We start from the raw sequence: 16,083 nt of genomic DNA, 5'->3' as shown, positions 1-16,083 counted from the left end.
GACAATCTAATATTTTAATTCTATATGAAATATCTTAACTACATATTCCAATTTATATATATTTCTAAATACATTATACTATATTTCATAAGTATATAATTATTTAATTATACAATCTATTCCTCATATTTAATATATAAATTTTGTTCTTTCTTATTATGTTTTTATATTTAACTTCTTACTTATTCATAATTCTATGCTTCTATTATTTCTCTTAAAACTTTAAAACCCTTCCTCCATATATATTAATATAATCTTCTAAGCTTATCTACATATGTAAAAAGTACTTAAGGTTTTTATTCCTTAAGTGCTACACAATATTATATTTTTTATACAATTGTTTTTAATACAACCTTTTGTAACATTTATTTTTAGTAATTTTTTAAAATGGGAAAATATTGTAACTATTTAAAATACAGTTTTGTTTAATATAGAATAATTTTTAATTCCCTTTCTAATAATATTATTAGAGTAATTATTAAAGGGGTGATTTTATGTCAAATTTAACTTCACTGGAATTACAAAATCTTCGCCATCTTATTGGAGCACATGAAACAGTAGCAAACAAATTAGATGATTATGCTAATGAATGTACTGATCAACAACTAGTTCAAATGCTTAAGAATGATGCTCAAGAAGCAAGAAATAGCAAACAAAAATTAATGTCATTCTTAAAATAGGAGGTTATAAAATGAAAGAAAAAGATATAATGAATGATTATTTAACTATGATTAATGGAAGTCTATCAACTTATGCAAATATGATAACACAAACTAATAACCAGAAATTACGCCAGCAACTTCAACAAATGAGAGATCAAGATGAAGCTCGTCAATATAGAATTTACGAAATTGCTAAAGAAAAAGGTTATTATAAACCTGCTAACCCAGTAAACGAGAGCGAAATAAATAAATTAAAATTAGAATTAAGTAATCAATAATGAATTATCAATATAAAAGAGCCTTCTATAGTTCTTTTATATTGATAGTTTATCTATATTATAATTTCATCATCACTCAACATAGCTATATCACTTCTAATATGAAGAGTGTACTTATATCTATATTAACTTTTGTATTCATAGCAGTTTCAACTACTTCTAGGCTAATTAAAGAGTCTGATTCACCTTTAGTAAATTCTCCAAGTACACAAACTCTCCAAAAATCTTAACCTTTGTGATATTTCCTTCTAAGCATTTCTATATTTTCTTTTGATGTTCTAAGACTATCCAAAGATTCTACTTTAAATGTTTTATATAAATCTCTATCTCTATATTAATTATATACTTTTTCATCTATTTATTCTTTTATTAGTTTACTTTTAATTTTAGTTTACATAATTATATTTAAGTAACTTAATCCATTTTCCTTATATTCTTTGCTTTATGACTTTACTCCTAGAATAACTATCATGTTTCATAAGATCCACAAAATCAAAAAATGAGAGGACCTTTTTTCTTACCTCTCCTAGGTTTTTTCTTATTCTGTTTTGTATTTTTATTTAACTTTTTATATATTCCTGATTGCTGTTCTTATATTATTTTTACTACCTTCAAACCTCTCACCACCTATGTATATCAATATAATCTAACCCCCTCTAAGTATATAAAAAGCACCTAACTTACAGTAGGGATTGAATCATCCACCTTATTGTTAAGTGCTTTTATTATATATAACATAATTTTATTATGTTTTAACTCCTAATGATAATTTGGGAGTTATTTTTACTCTTCTCTTTAATTGTATATTCTTTTGCATATGGTCCTCTTATATTTTCCATTGGGTATTAAAAAAGAATATATGCTAAGACTCTTTTTTAACTGATTTATATTTTGACTTATTCTTATCATTTGGATTTATATATTCAAAATCTCCATTTGAATTTTTTCTTATTCCTAACCTTGCATATTCCTTATCTTTTACTTTAAGTTTATTAGCCATTATTGTCACCTCCAAGTAATATTATTGCTCCGGAAATGTTAAATTATTTCACTTGCTTAATAGCTCCACCTTCACATCTCTTATATCTGTCATGGTTAATTAATCTTAAACCCTTATAAAAGAAAAGTTTTTTAACATTTGTTAAATATTAAGAGCACCTAAGTTTTATATTTTTTAAGTGCCTTTTATTACATTACACAATATTTTACTCTTCCTCAAATAACCTATGCTCACCATTTAAAAACTTATTTAATTCTTCTCTCCATGCTTCAATTATTACATCCTCCTTTGTATTATTTTGTTAATACTCTACCTAATACAATAAAAGTATAGATATCTTAAATCATTTCTTAACTTTATATATAAAAATACCGCATATCCTTTTGAGCAATGCGGCTTTGCATTATATATGGATATTAAAATCTTTAAATTTAAATATCCCATTACCTTGCTATTAATAAATAGTAATGTATCTGCTCCCCTTTGTTCTAAAGCATTCTAGTAGACTCATGGATATATTTCATTTACTTATATTTTCCATAACTAGTACCTTTAATTCTATTCCTGAATATCTAAGCTTAAACTTTTTATATGTTCTCTTCCACTGCTCCGATTCATAACCTTTTGTATCTTCTACTGTATCCTCCCATCTTTATTTAAAACTAAAAAGTCTGTACTATAGCTAATAACACTTAGTTTTATCATTCTTCAATCGCAATTTTAGGATTCATTCTCTTGTTATCTCTAATAGGAAATGGAGCTATTTATGTTTGAGCAATTTCTGGTTCTGTTTTTAGTCACTTGTTAAACACTAATAATTATGCTCTTCATTCAATACTAAAAGGTGCTATAAAACCTTTTTTCTTAAAGTTTTATAGCACTTTTATTTTTATTCCATATTTCAAAAATATTAAAACATATTATTAAACTAACTTTTGACTCAGTGCTCCCTCTAAATTAAGTTTAGTTATTCTCTTTCTTATTTCCTCTTTATCTGTAGTATATAAATTCTGTTCTTTCATTCTTTGGAAATATTCAGCACCAGCAAATGTGTACCTATTTCTTCTACCCTGTTTTGTGCTCAATTTATAATTAGCAAAAGCTATTAAATCACCTATAGCTATACTTCTCGGTAAAATTAACATAGGCATTCCTAGAGCATATCTTACTGCATTATGACCTGCTAAAGTTCCTGTACATATAGCTTCTGTATGACCTACAAACAATCCAGCCTTTTCTCCTGCACAAAATAGATTATCTATTTCTTTTACCTTCATGTCATCAGTTCTTGGAGCTACTGATAAGTATCTTATAGAATTTCCTTTACTACCTGCATATGGATCTATATACTTAACTTTTTCAAGACCTTTTATTTTTCTTAATTTTTCTAGTGGATAAAAACATGTCATCAATTTTGCATGTCCTGTATCCAATATTACTATATTCTCCGCAAATTCTTTAAGAGCATATTGTTGACAAACCTTCATTTTTAATTTATCTAAATTTATATCTTCCCTAGGAACTTTTAAAACTAGAACTCCTGTTTTATCTAATTCTTCCACAAGTTCCTGAGACATAGTTTCCTTAGCTAACTTACAAGATCCACTAAACGCCCCTAGTACATCCTCTTCTCTTTCACCTTGAAGATCATCTACTCCTGCTCTAGCACTTAAACTTATTCTAGGACCAAAAGCAGGACATCTTAACACACACATTGAACACCCATTACCATATCTTAAGCAATTACCCATAGGTCCCGTAGATCCTGTAGTTTCTATAAATGCATCTCCTTCTATATAAGTACCATCTGATAGATAAATTCCTTGTATTTTGGATCCTTCTTTTTTAACATCTACCACTCTTGATGTAAAGTGTATATCTATCCCTAAAGATTCTACATAACCTCTAACTTCTGGCTCTATTTTATTAACATCATAAAGCCATGCATGTTTATGTCCAGGAAAATCTATATTTTTATGTCTACTGGTTTTATCAGTAATATGAATTAAATCTCCGGCACCTAAAGCTATAAGTTCCTCTGATGCTGTATATCTTCCGTTATTTCTCATTATTCCTCCTACATTTCCTAAACCTAAAACTAAATCGGTTTTTTCATATAAGCTTACTTCTGCCCCTGCCTTTTTAGCGCTGATGGCTGCTGCTAAACCAGACCACCCAGCTCCTATTACTACTACTTTCATTTTTAAAAGCACCTCCAGAATTTAATAATTATATTAATCGTCTTTCTTTGAATATATACTCTGGATCCGTTTGAACTTTACAAAGTCTTTTAACTATATGCCCTTTATATCTCACAGTACACGTACCACATACACCTTCTCCACAACACATTTTTGCATTATTGGAAGACGTTACTTTTATCTTTCCATCAATAAACTCTAAAATCTTATAAATTATAATATCTTGTGTTGCACAATGTATTAGATTTACTTTTTCTTTATCCATAATATTTTTAATATTTTCTTTAAGTTCTTCTGTAAGCTCACCTTTTTCTAAGGTAGAGCTTTCTATTACTGCAGCATTATATAAATCCAAATATTCCTTTATCAATACGTCTTTATAAGAGGATTTATCAATAATAGCTATTATTTTATTGCCGTTAGAATAAAGTTTTTTCATTACCGGAACCATAGGCGCTTGACCTATTCCTCTAGCAATTAAAATACTTACACCATCTTTTGATTTATATAAATTTTTAAGCCCTAACACTCCGTTCCAAAAAGGACCTCTAACTATTATTTTTTCATTTTCTTCTATGTTCACTATAGTTTTAGTTTTAACACCTCTAGTTTCAATAGCTACTTTTATCCAATTTTCCTCAGTATTCACATCCATTATAGATATAGGAGCATCATAAAATTGAGGAGTTTTTTCATTTCTTAAAAAAACAAAACTCCCCGGATATATTAAATCTTGTGCTAATTTATGAGTTACAGCTATAGTAAAAATTGTAGTTTTATTTTCTATGTTAATTTTTTTTATTATAGTGCCTTCATAGCTTTTTCTTCCTTCCTTTGCCTTCTTCCCATTCCACATGTATTCTTGATATATACAAACCCCTTTCCAATTTATACAATCACAAAATTTTTTACCTGAAAGTTGGGAACATAAAATACAATCTCCAGTTTCTGCTAAATGACAAGGACAATATTCACTGCCAGCATCAATGCAGTCCTTTATTTCATAATCCATATAACTCCCTCCACAAAGTCCTATAATAATAAACTATTTTTAATTTATTAATTTTGTTACAGAAAATTAAATAAACAGCTCAAAATTTAAAATAAAAAAATATGATACTAATGTAAGAATCATATTTTATATATTCTTTTATTTAATTTTTTAAGTATCATTCCAAACTAATTCAATAACACTTTATGGTATAATTTTCTACTACAACTACTTTTAGTATAAGATTAACTTATTATTAGAGAATATCCTTTTGACAAATCTATTGAAAAATTTCCTGCTCTTGCACATTCATATAATATTATAGATAATAAACACTTGAATTTATTTTTCTTAATGTATTCCTTATATTTTTTAATAAAAGTACATATAATTTATAAATATTAACTGTTATTACTTCACATCACATTACTCTTTTTTATAATTTACATGTGGTATATTACTATTTATTTAGATGATTTATGTCAATATATGATTTATTAACGAAGAATAATTATATCATAATTCTTAATTCCATTATAATAAAAGTTCTTAAAACCTTATTTTTATAATATATTGAGGTTAAATAAAAAGCACCCAAATAAATGGATGCTTTTCGTCTTTTATTTATACACTATTAATCTTTGTCCTTCAAAAACTTATCATATTTATCAATTTTATTACATTCTATATTTTAAAGCAGTAAAATATTTATTTTCTTTTATAGATAAAAATTTTTAAGTATATCTTTATTAGTTTTTTCATCTTCAATTAAAGGTTTTACAAATTCTTGTATATTTTTAAAATTCATATCTTCTTTAAATCCCATATTTTTATGAACAAATTTGTATCTAACTACTTTATCAAATACACACTCACAGGTTCTTCTAGGAAATCTTCCTAAAGTTGAATCAAAAAAGTTATTATAAATAGAATAATGGTGAGTATATGTAAAGTCACTCCAACACTTTTTTAACTCTTCTTTAGTTGATATATCAATAATATCTATTTTTTCAATATCTCTATCCTCTACTTTTTTCCAAAGCTTTTTTAACATATCAATAGCTGCCTTATCAAAATTAGGAGCTTTATATCCAAAAATAGTTACAATATAAGCTTTTTCTAAGTAACAGTTAAGTATATCCCAACCCTCTTTAATGAAAGAATTGTTTTTATAATAATCTTTCTCCTTTAGTGGATATAATAAAGGTATTGATGAATCTTTGGTTACGGAAACGTTTCCATGTAGAAAAACTATTTTAGGTAAATTATCAGTTATTTTACTTATCCTTTCATATGCTTGTACCAATAATGGGTCCCAGTTGAAAGAAGCTATTAAATCTTTTTTTGTAAGAGCTAATATTAGAAAATCATAGACTGTTGGTTTATCACATATCTTAAAATCTGAAAAATAATCTTCTATATATTTTTCTAATTTATCTAGTAACTCTTTATGTTCTGGTCTATCATATAACTCACAATATATCTCCTCTAAGTTGTCACTATTAATAGGTGTTTCTATAGACTTAATAGTATCCTTTATTAAAGATGTTTCTATAAATTCACTCATAGAAGATATTTTTTTTCCATACATATCTCCATTAGCTATAGCTGCTATACTTGCCCCTGATCCTAGAAAAACTATATGTGGCCTTTTCTTAATTAATTCTTCATAGTATATTATAAGATTACCCCCTTTTATAGATAAAATTCTAGTATATCTTTACACTTATTATAAAATACATATACCATATTATAGCATATATTATGCGATTAAAGTATTATTATGTAAATATCCATTTTAACTGCTTAATTGAATAACTTTAATTTATATTTATCAATAAAGTTATTTAGATATTAGAAAATCTAATATATTCCATCCCTCTGAAGTTTCTCCTTTATATAATTCTGTATATCCACATCTTGAACAACTAATAGTAATAAACTTTTTATTTTGAATATCAAATATCTTAGCAAAATTACCTCCTGTAGCTTGAAATTGATCCGTTTCATATTTATTACATCCACATTTAGGGCATACATATTGATGTTTATCCATATATATTTCCTCCCTTATTTTCTTTTTAATCTTACAATATATTTATTATAACATGAAAATATTTATTAATAATAATTTAAAAATATTTATTTTTCATGTAAATATTGCAAATCTTGACCAATAGTATTATATTTATAATAATATTATTAATGGGGGTATTTATTATGAAAAATATGCTATTAAAAAATGGTACAGAAGTTATAATACGAAAAGCTGAAAAAAAGATGCTCAAAATATGATTAATTTTTATAATGTAGTAGGTGGAGAAACTACTTTTCTTTCCTTTGGTAAAAATGAATTTAAAATGCCTTTAAATGATTATGAAAACTTCATAGAATCTACTAATGCTGAAAAAAATTCAATAGTTTTAGTAGCTACAATAAATGATGAAATAATAAGTATAGCTACTGTTGAATCCCCTCAAAAAGCTAAAGGTAGACATGTTGGAGAATTCGGAATAGTTATAAGCCAAAAGTATTGTGGATTAGGTCTAGGTACAGAACTTATGACTATCCTTATAGAATGGGCAAAATTTAATGGTATAACTAAAAAAATAAGTCTTGTAACTAATGAAACTAATTCTACAGCTATAAAGTTATATAAAAATTTAGGATTCGAAGAAGAAGGAATATTAAGAAATGAATGCTTTATAGATGGTGTTTATTCTAATTTAATTTATATGGGTCTTCTTCTTTAATTTATTATAAGCATAGTTTTTATCCTTATATTCTTTAATTTATAAAAAATAATAGAAAATAATTTGAAACAATTATTTTCTATTATTTTTTATTATATTTAAACTATACGTTAATCTCAGCCTTTTCCCCTAATATATCTTTATTAAGTTTAAGTATTGGATTAACTACTTCCTCTATAAAATCTATTACTTGACCAGGTGCTCTACCTATAAATTTGTTAGGATCTATAGATGATACTATCTCTTCTTTTGTAAGTCCAAAAGATTTATCAGCTATTATTCTGTCTATTAAATCATTAGATGCTCCCTCTTCTTTAACCCTTTTAGCCGCCGCCATAGAATGAATTCTTATCATTTCATGAAGTTCTTGCCTGTCTCCACCTTTTTTAACAGCTTCCATCATTATATTTTCTGTAGCCATAAATGGTAATTCACGATTTACGTGACTTTCTATAACTTTTGGATAAACCACCATGTTTTCTGATATATTCATGTATAGTTTAAGTACTCCATCTAAAGCTAAAAATCCTTCTGCTATAGATATTCTCTTATTTGCAGAATCATCCAAAGTTCTCTCAAACCATTGAGTAGAAGCAGTTATTGCTGGATTTAAAGCATCTACTATTATGTATCTTGCTAAAGATCCCATTCTTTCTGATCTCATAGGATTTCTTTTGTAAGCCATAGCTGAAGATCCTATTTGATTTTTTTCAAAAGGTTCCTCCATCTCCTTCATACTTTGAAGCAATCTTAAATCATTGCTAAACTTATAAGCACTTTGAGCTATCTCAGATAGAGTATTTAAAATTATAGAATCTACTTTTCTAGTATAAGTTTGACCTGTTACCATAAATTCTTTAGAAAAGCCCATTTTAGTCGCTACCTTTTTATCTAAAGCTTTAACCTTTTCTTCATTACCATCAAATAATTCCATAAAGCTAGCTTGAGTTCCTGTAGTTCCTTTAACTCCTCTAAATCTTAATGTATCCATAACAAATTCTAATTGTTCTAAATCTAATACTAAATCTTGTATCCATAAAGTAGCTCTTTTTCCTACAGTAGTTAATTGAGCTGGTTGAAAATGAGTAAATCCTAATGTTGGTAACTCCTTATACTCTAATGCAAATCTACTTAAGTTCTCTATAACATTTATTAATTTTTTCTTTATAACCTTCATAGCTTCTTTCATTATTATAAGATCTGTATTATCTCCTACATAACAACTAGTAGCTCCTAGATGTATTATTCCCTTAGCTTTAGGGCATTGAACTCCATAGGCATATACATGACTCATAACATCATGTCTTACTTCTTTTTCTCTTTGTTCTGCTACCTCATAATTTATATTATCTACACAAGCTTTTAATTCTTGTATTTGCTCATCTGAAATATTAATTCCTAATTCTTTCTCACTTTCTGCTAAAGCTATCCAAAGCCTTCTCCAAGTCTTAAATTTCATATCTTCTGAAAATAAATAGCTCATTTCTTTTGATGCGTATCTTTTATTTAAAGGGCTGTTATATGTGTTTCTCATTATACAATCCTCCATATGTACAAATTTTATGATTTTATATTATTTATTCATATTATAACATACATTATATTCATTTACAATTTTAACATTCGCTTTTTTATTTTTATTATAAATGTTCTATTTTTATTTAAAAATAATATAATTTATTAAGATGTAATTATATTCTAGGGAGTGAATAACAATATGTATAAATTAAGTTTTATAGACAAACTATCTTTTATTTTGGTAGTTATAGGTGCTATAAATTGGGGACTTATAGGATTATTTAACTTTAATTTAGTTGGGGTCTTATTTGGAGAACCTGCAAATCTAATAGGAAGAATTATTTATATAATAATAGGAGCTGCTGGCATTTATACTCTTTTATTCTTCCTTAAAACAAAAAAAGGTTCTTTAGGGAATAAATAAAAGGCTCTTTAAGAGCCCTTTATTTATTAATTATTCTAATGTATTTATTAATTTTGTAATTTCTTCTACAGCTAAAGTTTCATCATCACCAGAAGCAATTAATTTTATGTTTGCTCCGCTTGTTACTCCTAATGAAAGAACTCCTATAAGACTCTTTATATTAGCTTTTTTACCGTTGCATTCGATAAATAAATCTGATTTAAATGATGAAGCTTTCTTTACTAATAAAGTTGCTGGTCTTGCATGTAATCCTGTTGGATTAGTTATTGTGATTTCTCTTTCTAACACTTTGTTCACCTCTTCTATAAAATTTAAATATACACTAAATTATTATACCATTTATTCTACATATTTCAACAGTATTGGAGTTTATTTAATAAATTAAGCTCTAATTAACTTAATTTTCCTAAGAATACTTCTATTCTATGTAATCCTTTTTCAATATTCTCCATAGAAGTTGCATAGGAAAGTCTTATAAAACTGTCCACCCCAAAAGCTATTCCTGGAACTACTGCCACTTTTTCTTCTTCTAAAAGTATTTTTGAAAAATTTAAAGAATCTTTTATAACTCTATTATTAATAGATTTATTTAAAACTTTATTTATATTCACCATAACATAGAAGGCTCCTTTAGGCTCTATACAAGATAATCCTTCTATAGAATTAATTTTATCTACCATGTAATCTCGTCTTTTTTTAAATTCTAAGACCATTTTATTCAAAGCCTCAGTATCTCCTTTTAAAGCCTCCAAAGAAGCATATTGAGCTATAGAATTAGGATTAGAGGTAGTATGACTTTGTATATTTGACATAACCTTAATTATCTCTTTAGGTCCTGCAGCATATCCTATTCTCCAACCAGTCATAGCATAGGCTTTAGACATACCATTTATAATTATAGTTCTTTCATAAGCATCTTTTGAAATACTAGCAATACTTACATGTTTTTCGTCTCCATATATTAGCTTTTCATATATTTCATCAGATATTATTATTAAATCATTTTCTCTTGCGAAATCTGCAAGATCTTTTAATTCTCCCCTACTATAAACAGTACCTGTTGGATTATTGGGACTATTTATTATTATTCCCTTTGTTTTATTTGTTATAACTTTTTTTAAGTCTTCTATATTATATTTAAAATTATTTTCTTCTTTTGTTTTTACAAAAACTGGTTTCCCACCATATAATTTTATAAGCTCAGGATAACTTACCCAATAAGGTGAAGCTATTATTATTTCATCACCTTCATTTAAAATAGCCTGAAATAAATTTGAAAGGCATTGTTTAGCTCCATTGCTTATTATTATTTCATTAGTGTTATAAACCATATTATTATCCTTTTTTAATTTTTCTACTATAGCCTCTTTAAGCTCTATTATTCCAGAGGCAGGTGTATATTTTGTGTATCCTTTCTTTATAGCTTCCATAGCTGCTATTTGGATATTTTCTGGTGTATTAAAGTCTGGTTCCCCTGCTCCAAAACCAATTACATCTATACCCTCTGATTTCATTTTTTTAGCTTTAGCAGTTATTTCTAAAGTTAAAGATGGTTCGATTTTTACAGCTTTTTTAGATAATTCCATATATTGCCTCCCGTTATTTTAATTTATGAAAATTTTTAAATTAATACTATAACAACTTTTTAACTCTTTGCAACTAAAATTACTCCTAGTATTATACATGCAATTCCTAGTATCCTTAAAGGAGTTATATTCTCTTTAAATAGAAAGTAAGAAAAGATCATTACTAACACATAACCTAAACTTACCATAGGGTATGCATAGCTTAATTCTACTTTACTTAAAACCTTTATCCAAAGTAAAAAACTTATGCCATAAGATATTATGCCAAGCATTACTGGAAGATTTTTAAGTATAGATAATATACTTTGAATTAGATATTTTCCTGTAAAATTAAGATCTAAATTTACAGCCCCATATTTTACTAAAACTTGTCCTAAAGCTCCTAAAAATACTGATGTTAATATTAAATATATCATCTTTTAAACTCCTTAATTATTAAAATAAAATGGTTTATTAAATAATACCAAAAATATACCATTATAAATATTAGTGGAAATGCATATCTTCCTTGTCCTTCTGTTACAAAATATACTGTAGTAAACATATAAAAAATAACAGTACAATATAAATTAAATTTATTTAATTTGTTGGTTTTTCTTTTTATCATCTTTACTATTATAAATAAACTATAAAAAATCATATAAATTATAGCCGGTATAAAAACTAAATTCCTTATAACATTAATAGCATAAAATAATGTCATTTTTGTATTTTTACTTAAATTGCTTCCATAGGTACTATACAATGTGTCATTTCCACACATATAAGTAATAACTAATCTTTTAACTCCTAAATTCACAAATTCTTTTGGATGAGATTTTATCCACTTTTTAGCTTCTTTTTTAAGCATGTTATTTTTTTCAGTCATGGATGCTCTTTTATATTCATCTTTTTCTACTAAGGAATCTTTAACATCTGAAGCAGGCATCCACATTCCCGTTTTATTTTGTGAATTATTGTTTATATAAAGTACTATTCCTCCATTATTAGATACATAGGTAAACTGACCATTTAATTTAGTATTCCTATAAATCCATGGAGCTATACAAATATTTCCTACTAAAAATATAATTAAAAAAGACTTAATAGGTTTTAATAAACTTCTCTCCTTTAAAAGTTCCACCAAAAATATAGCAAAAGCATAAGCTATAAAAAAAGGTTTTATCATAGTATTAAGTCCCGTTAATATACCTATAATTATATATTTATATTTCATATCAGTAAAATATATATAGGTTATTAATAAAAGCACTGTAGTAAATAAAATTTCTGTACCTAATACACTATTATAAAATATATTGTTAGGAAATAAAGCAAACATGGTAAATATGATTTTTCTATGTTTTTCAGTTATTTCTATCTTTCTAAGTATAGCTAAAAATATCAAATTATTTACAAAAGTAAGTATTAAATTAAATATTTTAGCTACAACCACACTAGGTCCAAAAATCTTAAAGATTCCCCCAAGTATTATGCTATATCCTACAGAAGTATAAGTATTTCCCCATTTGCCGCCTTTTGATATATTAGTTGCTAATTTATAATAATAATCAAAATCTGAAAAAGGTTTTGCATTTATAAATATTACCCAAAGCACACTTAAAATTAATGATAAAAGTATTACATTTCTATAATAATTTGATTTTTGTTCTTTTTTAGAATAACTAGTTACAGACAACATGTCCATATTAACTGCACCTACCTTATAGTTTAAAATATATTATTGCTATAACACATACAACCCATAAAATCATATTTAATAAGAAAGGTTTATCCCTTCCAAATACATCTTCAGGTTTTCCCCCTATATTGTGTTTACTCATTAAATATTGATATCTGAATATACCATACAATACAAAAGGTATTGTATACATCATACTTTTACTTTGAACCGAATTAAAAGTATAAATACAGTAGCATATAAGTATAGAGGGTGTTACTATTGTTAACATGTTATCTATTAACTCTACGGAATACTCTTCGAGTATTTTTCTATGGCTTCCACTCTTGTCTTTTAAAGTTATTATCTCACTTTTTCTCTTGTTTAAAGCTAAAAATAAAGACAAAAGAATTGTACATAAAAATAACCAAGGAGATATATTAACCCCTGTAGCTATACTACCACTTGCTACTCTGAGTACAAAGCCAAAAGTTATAATCATAACATCTATAATAACTACATTCTTTAATTTGAAAGAATAAAGTATATTAACAAACATATAAATTAAATAAATTAACATGATTTCATGATTAACTTTAGTATAAGAAAAATATATAACTAAACAAACAATAACTATATCTGTAAAGATTGCCTCTTTTTTAGAGACCCTTCCACTTGGTAGTGGTCTATTTTTCTTTTGAGGATGTCTTCCATCTTTTTCTAAATCCACAATATCATTTAATACATATATGCTGGATGAAGTTAAACAAAATAATACAAATGTAATAATATTATTTTGTAATATATCTATATTTAATATATTTCCTGAAAAAATTATTGCCGCAAAAACAAAAAAGTTTTTTATCCATTGCTTAGGCCTTAATAGCTCTATAACTGATTTAATATTCATAGTTTCCTCCTCTATTATTTTTAATTATACTAAATCCAACATAATCTAATTTAACACATTTTCAAAATAAATTAAAGGACTTGAATAAAATTCAAGTCCTTTAGTTATTATTTTATCTTGGTTGAATTATAAGTTTAATGGCAGTTCTTTCTTCGCCATCAATTTCTATATCTGTAAAGGCTGGTATACAAATTAAATCGATACCACTTGGTGCAACAAATCCTCTTGCTATAGCCACAGCTTTAATAGCTTGGTTTATAGCTCCTGCTCCTATTGCTTGTATTTCAGCAGCTCCTCTTTCCCTTAACACACCTGCCAAAGCTCCTGCCACTGAATTTGGACTTGATTTTGCTGAAACTTTTAATACTTCCATAAGTAAACCTCCTATATTATCTTTATTTATATTTATTAGTATTACTTATGTATATGTATTCTACAAAAAATTAAAAATTCCTTTTAAATTTTGTAAATTTTAGCAACTTATAAAACCTAAAAGGAATTTATTATTTTCGAACCTATTTTGGAAACCTATTTAGCATACTCAATAGCGCGGGTTTCCCTAATAACATTTACTTTTATTTGTCCAGGATATTCTAATTCGCTTTCTATTTCTTTTACTATACTTCTAGCCATTTCAATACATCCTGTATCATCTATTATTTCTGGTTTAATCATAATTCTAATTTCTCTTCCAGCTTGAATTGCATAAGACTTTTCTACACCTTCACAACTATTTGCAATTTCTTCTAATTTTTCTAATCTTTTTATATAAGCTTCTAAGGTTTCCCTTCTAGCTCCAGGCCTTGCTGCAGATATAGCATCTGCTGCTTGAACTAGTACTGCTTCTAAAGACTGAGGTTCCATATCTCCATGGTGAGCTCCTATAGCATTAACTACTAATGAAGATTCTCTATACTTTTTAGCTATTTCAGAACCTATTATTGCATGAGGTCCTTCCATTTCATGGTCTACAGCTTTGCCAATATCGTGCAACAACCCTACTCTTTTTGCTAATGTAGGATCTATGCCTAATTCTGATGCCATAAGACCTGCTAAATATGATACTTCAATAGAATGTTTTAATACATTTTGACCATAACTTGTTCTATACTTTAATCTTCCAAGCAATCTTATCAACTCAATATGAAGTCCATGTATTCCTGTTTCAAAAGTAGCCTGTTCTCCTTCTTCTTTTATATCATTTTCTACTTCTTTCTTAGCTTTTTCAACCATTTCTTCTATTCTAGCAGGATGAATTCTTCCATCTACTATTAATTTTTCTAAAGCAATCCTTGCAATTTCTCTTCTAATTGGATCAAAGCTAGATAATATAACTGCTTCCGGTGTATCATCTATTATTAAATCTACACCAGTTAATGTTTCTAAAGTTCTTATATTTCTTCCTTCTCTTCCTATTATTCTTCCTTTCATTTCATCATTAGGAAGATTAACTACATGTACTGTAGTTTCAGCTACATGATCTGCAGCACATCTTTGGATGGCATATGTAATGATTTCTCTTGCCTTTTTGTCAGCGTCTTCTTTTGCTCTAGTTTCTAGTTCTTTTATCATTACTGCAGTTTCATGTCTTATTTCTTTTCTAACCTCTTCTAATAATATCCCTTTTGCTTCTTCACTACTTAATCCGGAAATTCTTTCTAATTCCTTTCTTTCTTTTTCATGAAGTTCTTTAACATTTTTCTCTAAATCCTCTAAACTTTGTTGCTTTCTGTTTAAAGAATCATCTTTTTTCTCTAAAGCCTCTATCTTTTTATCTAAGGCCTCTTCTTTTTGAATTACTCTTCTTTCAAGACGTTGCACTTCATTACGTCTATCCCTAGTTTCTTTTTCTACTTCATTTCTTAATCTATGGGCTTCTTCTTTAGCCTCTAATATAGATTCTTTCTTTTTAGATTCTGCATTTCTTTCAGCATCCTCAATTAGTTTTCTTGCATCTTGTGATGCTTTTGATAATTTTTCTTTTGCTTTTTTATCTATAATATATAAACTTGTAATAATTAGAATTGCTATAATTACTATGGCAATTACTATATATTTTATAGAACCCATAAAACACCTCCTTTGCTTATTTTGCTCGCT

The 16,083-nt window shown here is 26.8% G+C and carries 17 protein-coding genes; 4 read left to right on the top strand and 13 right to left on the bottom strand.

The window, feature by feature from the left end; all coding sequences use genetic code 11:
- The first annotated feature begins 494 nt into the window (after window positions 1-494).
- Both BN1711_RS05760 and BN1711_RS05755 read left to right on the top strand, forming a co-directional pair.
- Complete coding sequence (locus tag BN1711_RS05760; protein ID WP_050607228.1) at window positions 495-680, top strand: hypothetical protein; 186 nt, start codon at window positions 495-497, stop codon at window positions 678-680.
- 11 nt (window positions 681-691) lie between these two features.
- The gene (locus BN1711_RS05755; protein WP_050607227.1) at window positions 692-940 is read left to right on the top strand and encodes a spore coat protein; all 249 of its coding nucleotides are present in this window, start codon (window positions 692-694) and stop codon (window positions 938-940) included.
- 862 nt (window positions 941-1,802) lie between these two features.
- On the opposite strand, the gene BN1711_RS12400 is transcribed toward BN1711_RS05755, so the two are convergent.
- The 5 genes from BN1711_RS12400 to BN1711_RS05735 all read right to left on the bottom strand — a co-directional run bounded on the left by BN1711_RS12400 (window position 1,803) and on the right by BN1711_RS05735 (window position 7,188).
- Window positions 1,803-1,940: a hypothetical protein gene (locus BN1711_RS12400; protein ID WP_012344550.1), complete on the bottom strand. Its 138-nt coding sequence runs from the start codon at window positions 1,938-1,940 to the stop codon at window positions 1,803-1,805.
- Window positions 1,941-2,863: 923 nt separating this feature from the next.
- Window positions 2,864-4,141 (bottom strand): FAD-dependent oxidoreductase, encoded by a 1,278-nt coding sequence (locus BN1711_RS05750; RefSeq protein WP_050607226.1) that lies wholly within the window; start codon window positions 4,139-4,141, stop codon window positions 2,864-2,866.
- A gap of 28 nt (window positions 4,142-4,169) precedes the next feature.
- On the bottom strand, window positions 4,170-5,153 hold the full coding sequence (locus tag BN1711_RS05745) for a sulfide/dihydroorotate dehydrogenase-like FAD/NAD-binding protein (RefSeq protein ID WP_050607225.1): 984 nt from the start codon (window positions 5,151-5,153) through the stop codon (window positions 4,170-4,172).
- Window positions 5,154-5,850: 697 nt separating this feature from the next.
- Complete coding sequence (locus tag BN1711_RS05740) at window positions 5,851-6,723, bottom strand: hypothetical protein (protein ID WP_207204527.1); 873 nt, start codon at window positions 6,721-6,723, stop codon at window positions 5,851-5,853.
- A gap of 252 nt (window positions 6,724-6,975) precedes the next feature.
- Complete coding sequence (locus tag BN1711_RS05735; RefSeq protein ID WP_050607223.1) at window positions 6,976-7,188, bottom strand: zinc ribbon domain-containing protein; 213 nt, start codon at window positions 7,186-7,188, stop codon at window positions 6,976-6,978.
- A gap of 235 nt (window positions 7,189-7,423) precedes the next feature.
- Between BN1711_RS05735 and BN1711_RS05730 the strand changes: the two genes are divergently transcribed.
- Entirely contained in the window at window positions 7,424-7,885 is a 462-nt protein-coding gene (locus BN1711_RS05730; RefSeq protein ID WP_082174061.1) for a GNAT family N-acetyltransferase, read from the top strand.
- Between the two features lie 103 nt (window positions 7,886-7,988).
- Here the strand turns inward: BN1711_RS05730 and purB are convergent, their stop codons facing one another.
- On the bottom strand, window positions 7,989-9,419 hold the full coding sequence (gene purB, locus BN1711_RS05725; RefSeq protein ID WP_050607222.1) for an adenylosuccinate lyase: 1,431 nt from the start codon (window positions 9,417-9,419) through the stop codon (window positions 7,989-7,991).
- Between the two features lie 183 nt (window positions 9,420-9,602).
- Between purB and BN1711_RS05720 the strand changes: the two genes are divergently transcribed.
- A complete protein-coding gene (locus BN1711_RS05720) occupies window positions 9,603-9,827 on the top strand; it encodes a DUF378 domain-containing protein (RefSeq protein ID WP_050607221.1) in 225 nt (74 codons plus the stop codon).
- Window positions 9,828-9,857: 30 nt separating this feature from the next.
- Here BN1711_RS05720 and BN1711_RS05715 read toward each other — a convergent pair whose 3' ends face one another.
- The 7 genes from BN1711_RS05715 to rny form a co-directional block, all read right to left on the bottom strand.
- Window positions 9,858-10,115, bottom strand: a complete 258-nt coding sequence (locus tag BN1711_RS05715; RefSeq protein ID WP_050607220.1) for an HPr family phosphocarrier protein — start codon at window positions 10,113-10,115, stop codon at window positions 9,858-9,860.
- A 104-nt stretch (window positions 10,116-10,219) separates the two neighbouring features.
- Complete coding sequence (locus BN1711_RS05710; protein WP_050607219.1) at window positions 10,220-11,413, bottom strand: pyridoxal phosphate-dependent aminotransferase; 1,194 nt, start codon at window positions 11,411-11,413, stop codon at window positions 10,220-10,222.
- A gap of 59 nt (window positions 11,414-11,472) precedes the next feature.
- On the bottom strand, window positions 11,473-11,829 hold the full coding sequence (locus BN1711_RS05705; RefSeq protein ID WP_050607218.1) for an SMR family transporter: 357 nt from the start codon (window positions 11,827-11,829) through the stop codon (window positions 11,473-11,475).
- Complete coding sequence (locus tag BN1711_RS05700; RefSeq protein WP_050607217.1) at window positions 11,826-13,100, bottom strand: glycosyltransferase family protein; 1,275 nt, start codon at window positions 13,098-13,100, stop codon at window positions 11,826-11,828. Before BN1711_RS05700 ends, BN1711_RS05705 begins: the two co-directional genes overlap by 4 nt.
- A 16-nt stretch (window positions 13,101-13,116) precedes the next feature.
- The gene (locus BN1711_RS05695) at window positions 13,117-13,983 is read right to left on the bottom strand and encodes a decaprenyl-phosphate phosphoribosyltransferase (RefSeq protein WP_050607216.1); all 867 of its coding nucleotides are present in this window, start codon (window positions 13,981-13,983) and stop codon (window positions 13,117-13,119) included.
- 112 nt (window positions 13,984-14,095) lie between these two features.
- Window positions 14,096-14,356: a stage V sporulation protein S gene (locus tag BN1711_RS05690; RefSeq protein ID WP_050607215.1), complete on the bottom strand. Its 261-nt coding sequence runs from the start codon at window positions 14,354-14,356 to the stop codon at window positions 14,096-14,098.
- Window positions 14,357-14,511: 155 nt separating this feature from the next.
- A complete protein-coding gene (rny, locus tag BN1711_RS05685; protein WP_050607214.1) occupies window positions 14,512-16,053 on the bottom strand; it encodes a ribonuclease Y in 1,542 nt (513 codons plus the stop codon).
- Between the last annotated feature and the right edge of the window lie 30 nt (window positions 16,054-16,083).

Origin of the sequence: Clostridium niameyense, from assembly GCF_001243045.1 — a bacterium.
GTDB classification, from domain to species: Bacteria; Bacillota; Clostridia; order Clostridiales; family Clostridiaceae; genus Clostridium_F; species Clostridium_F niameyense.
Note: the sequence above shows the minus strand (reverse complement) of the source record. Positions and strands in the feature narration are given on the sequence as shown.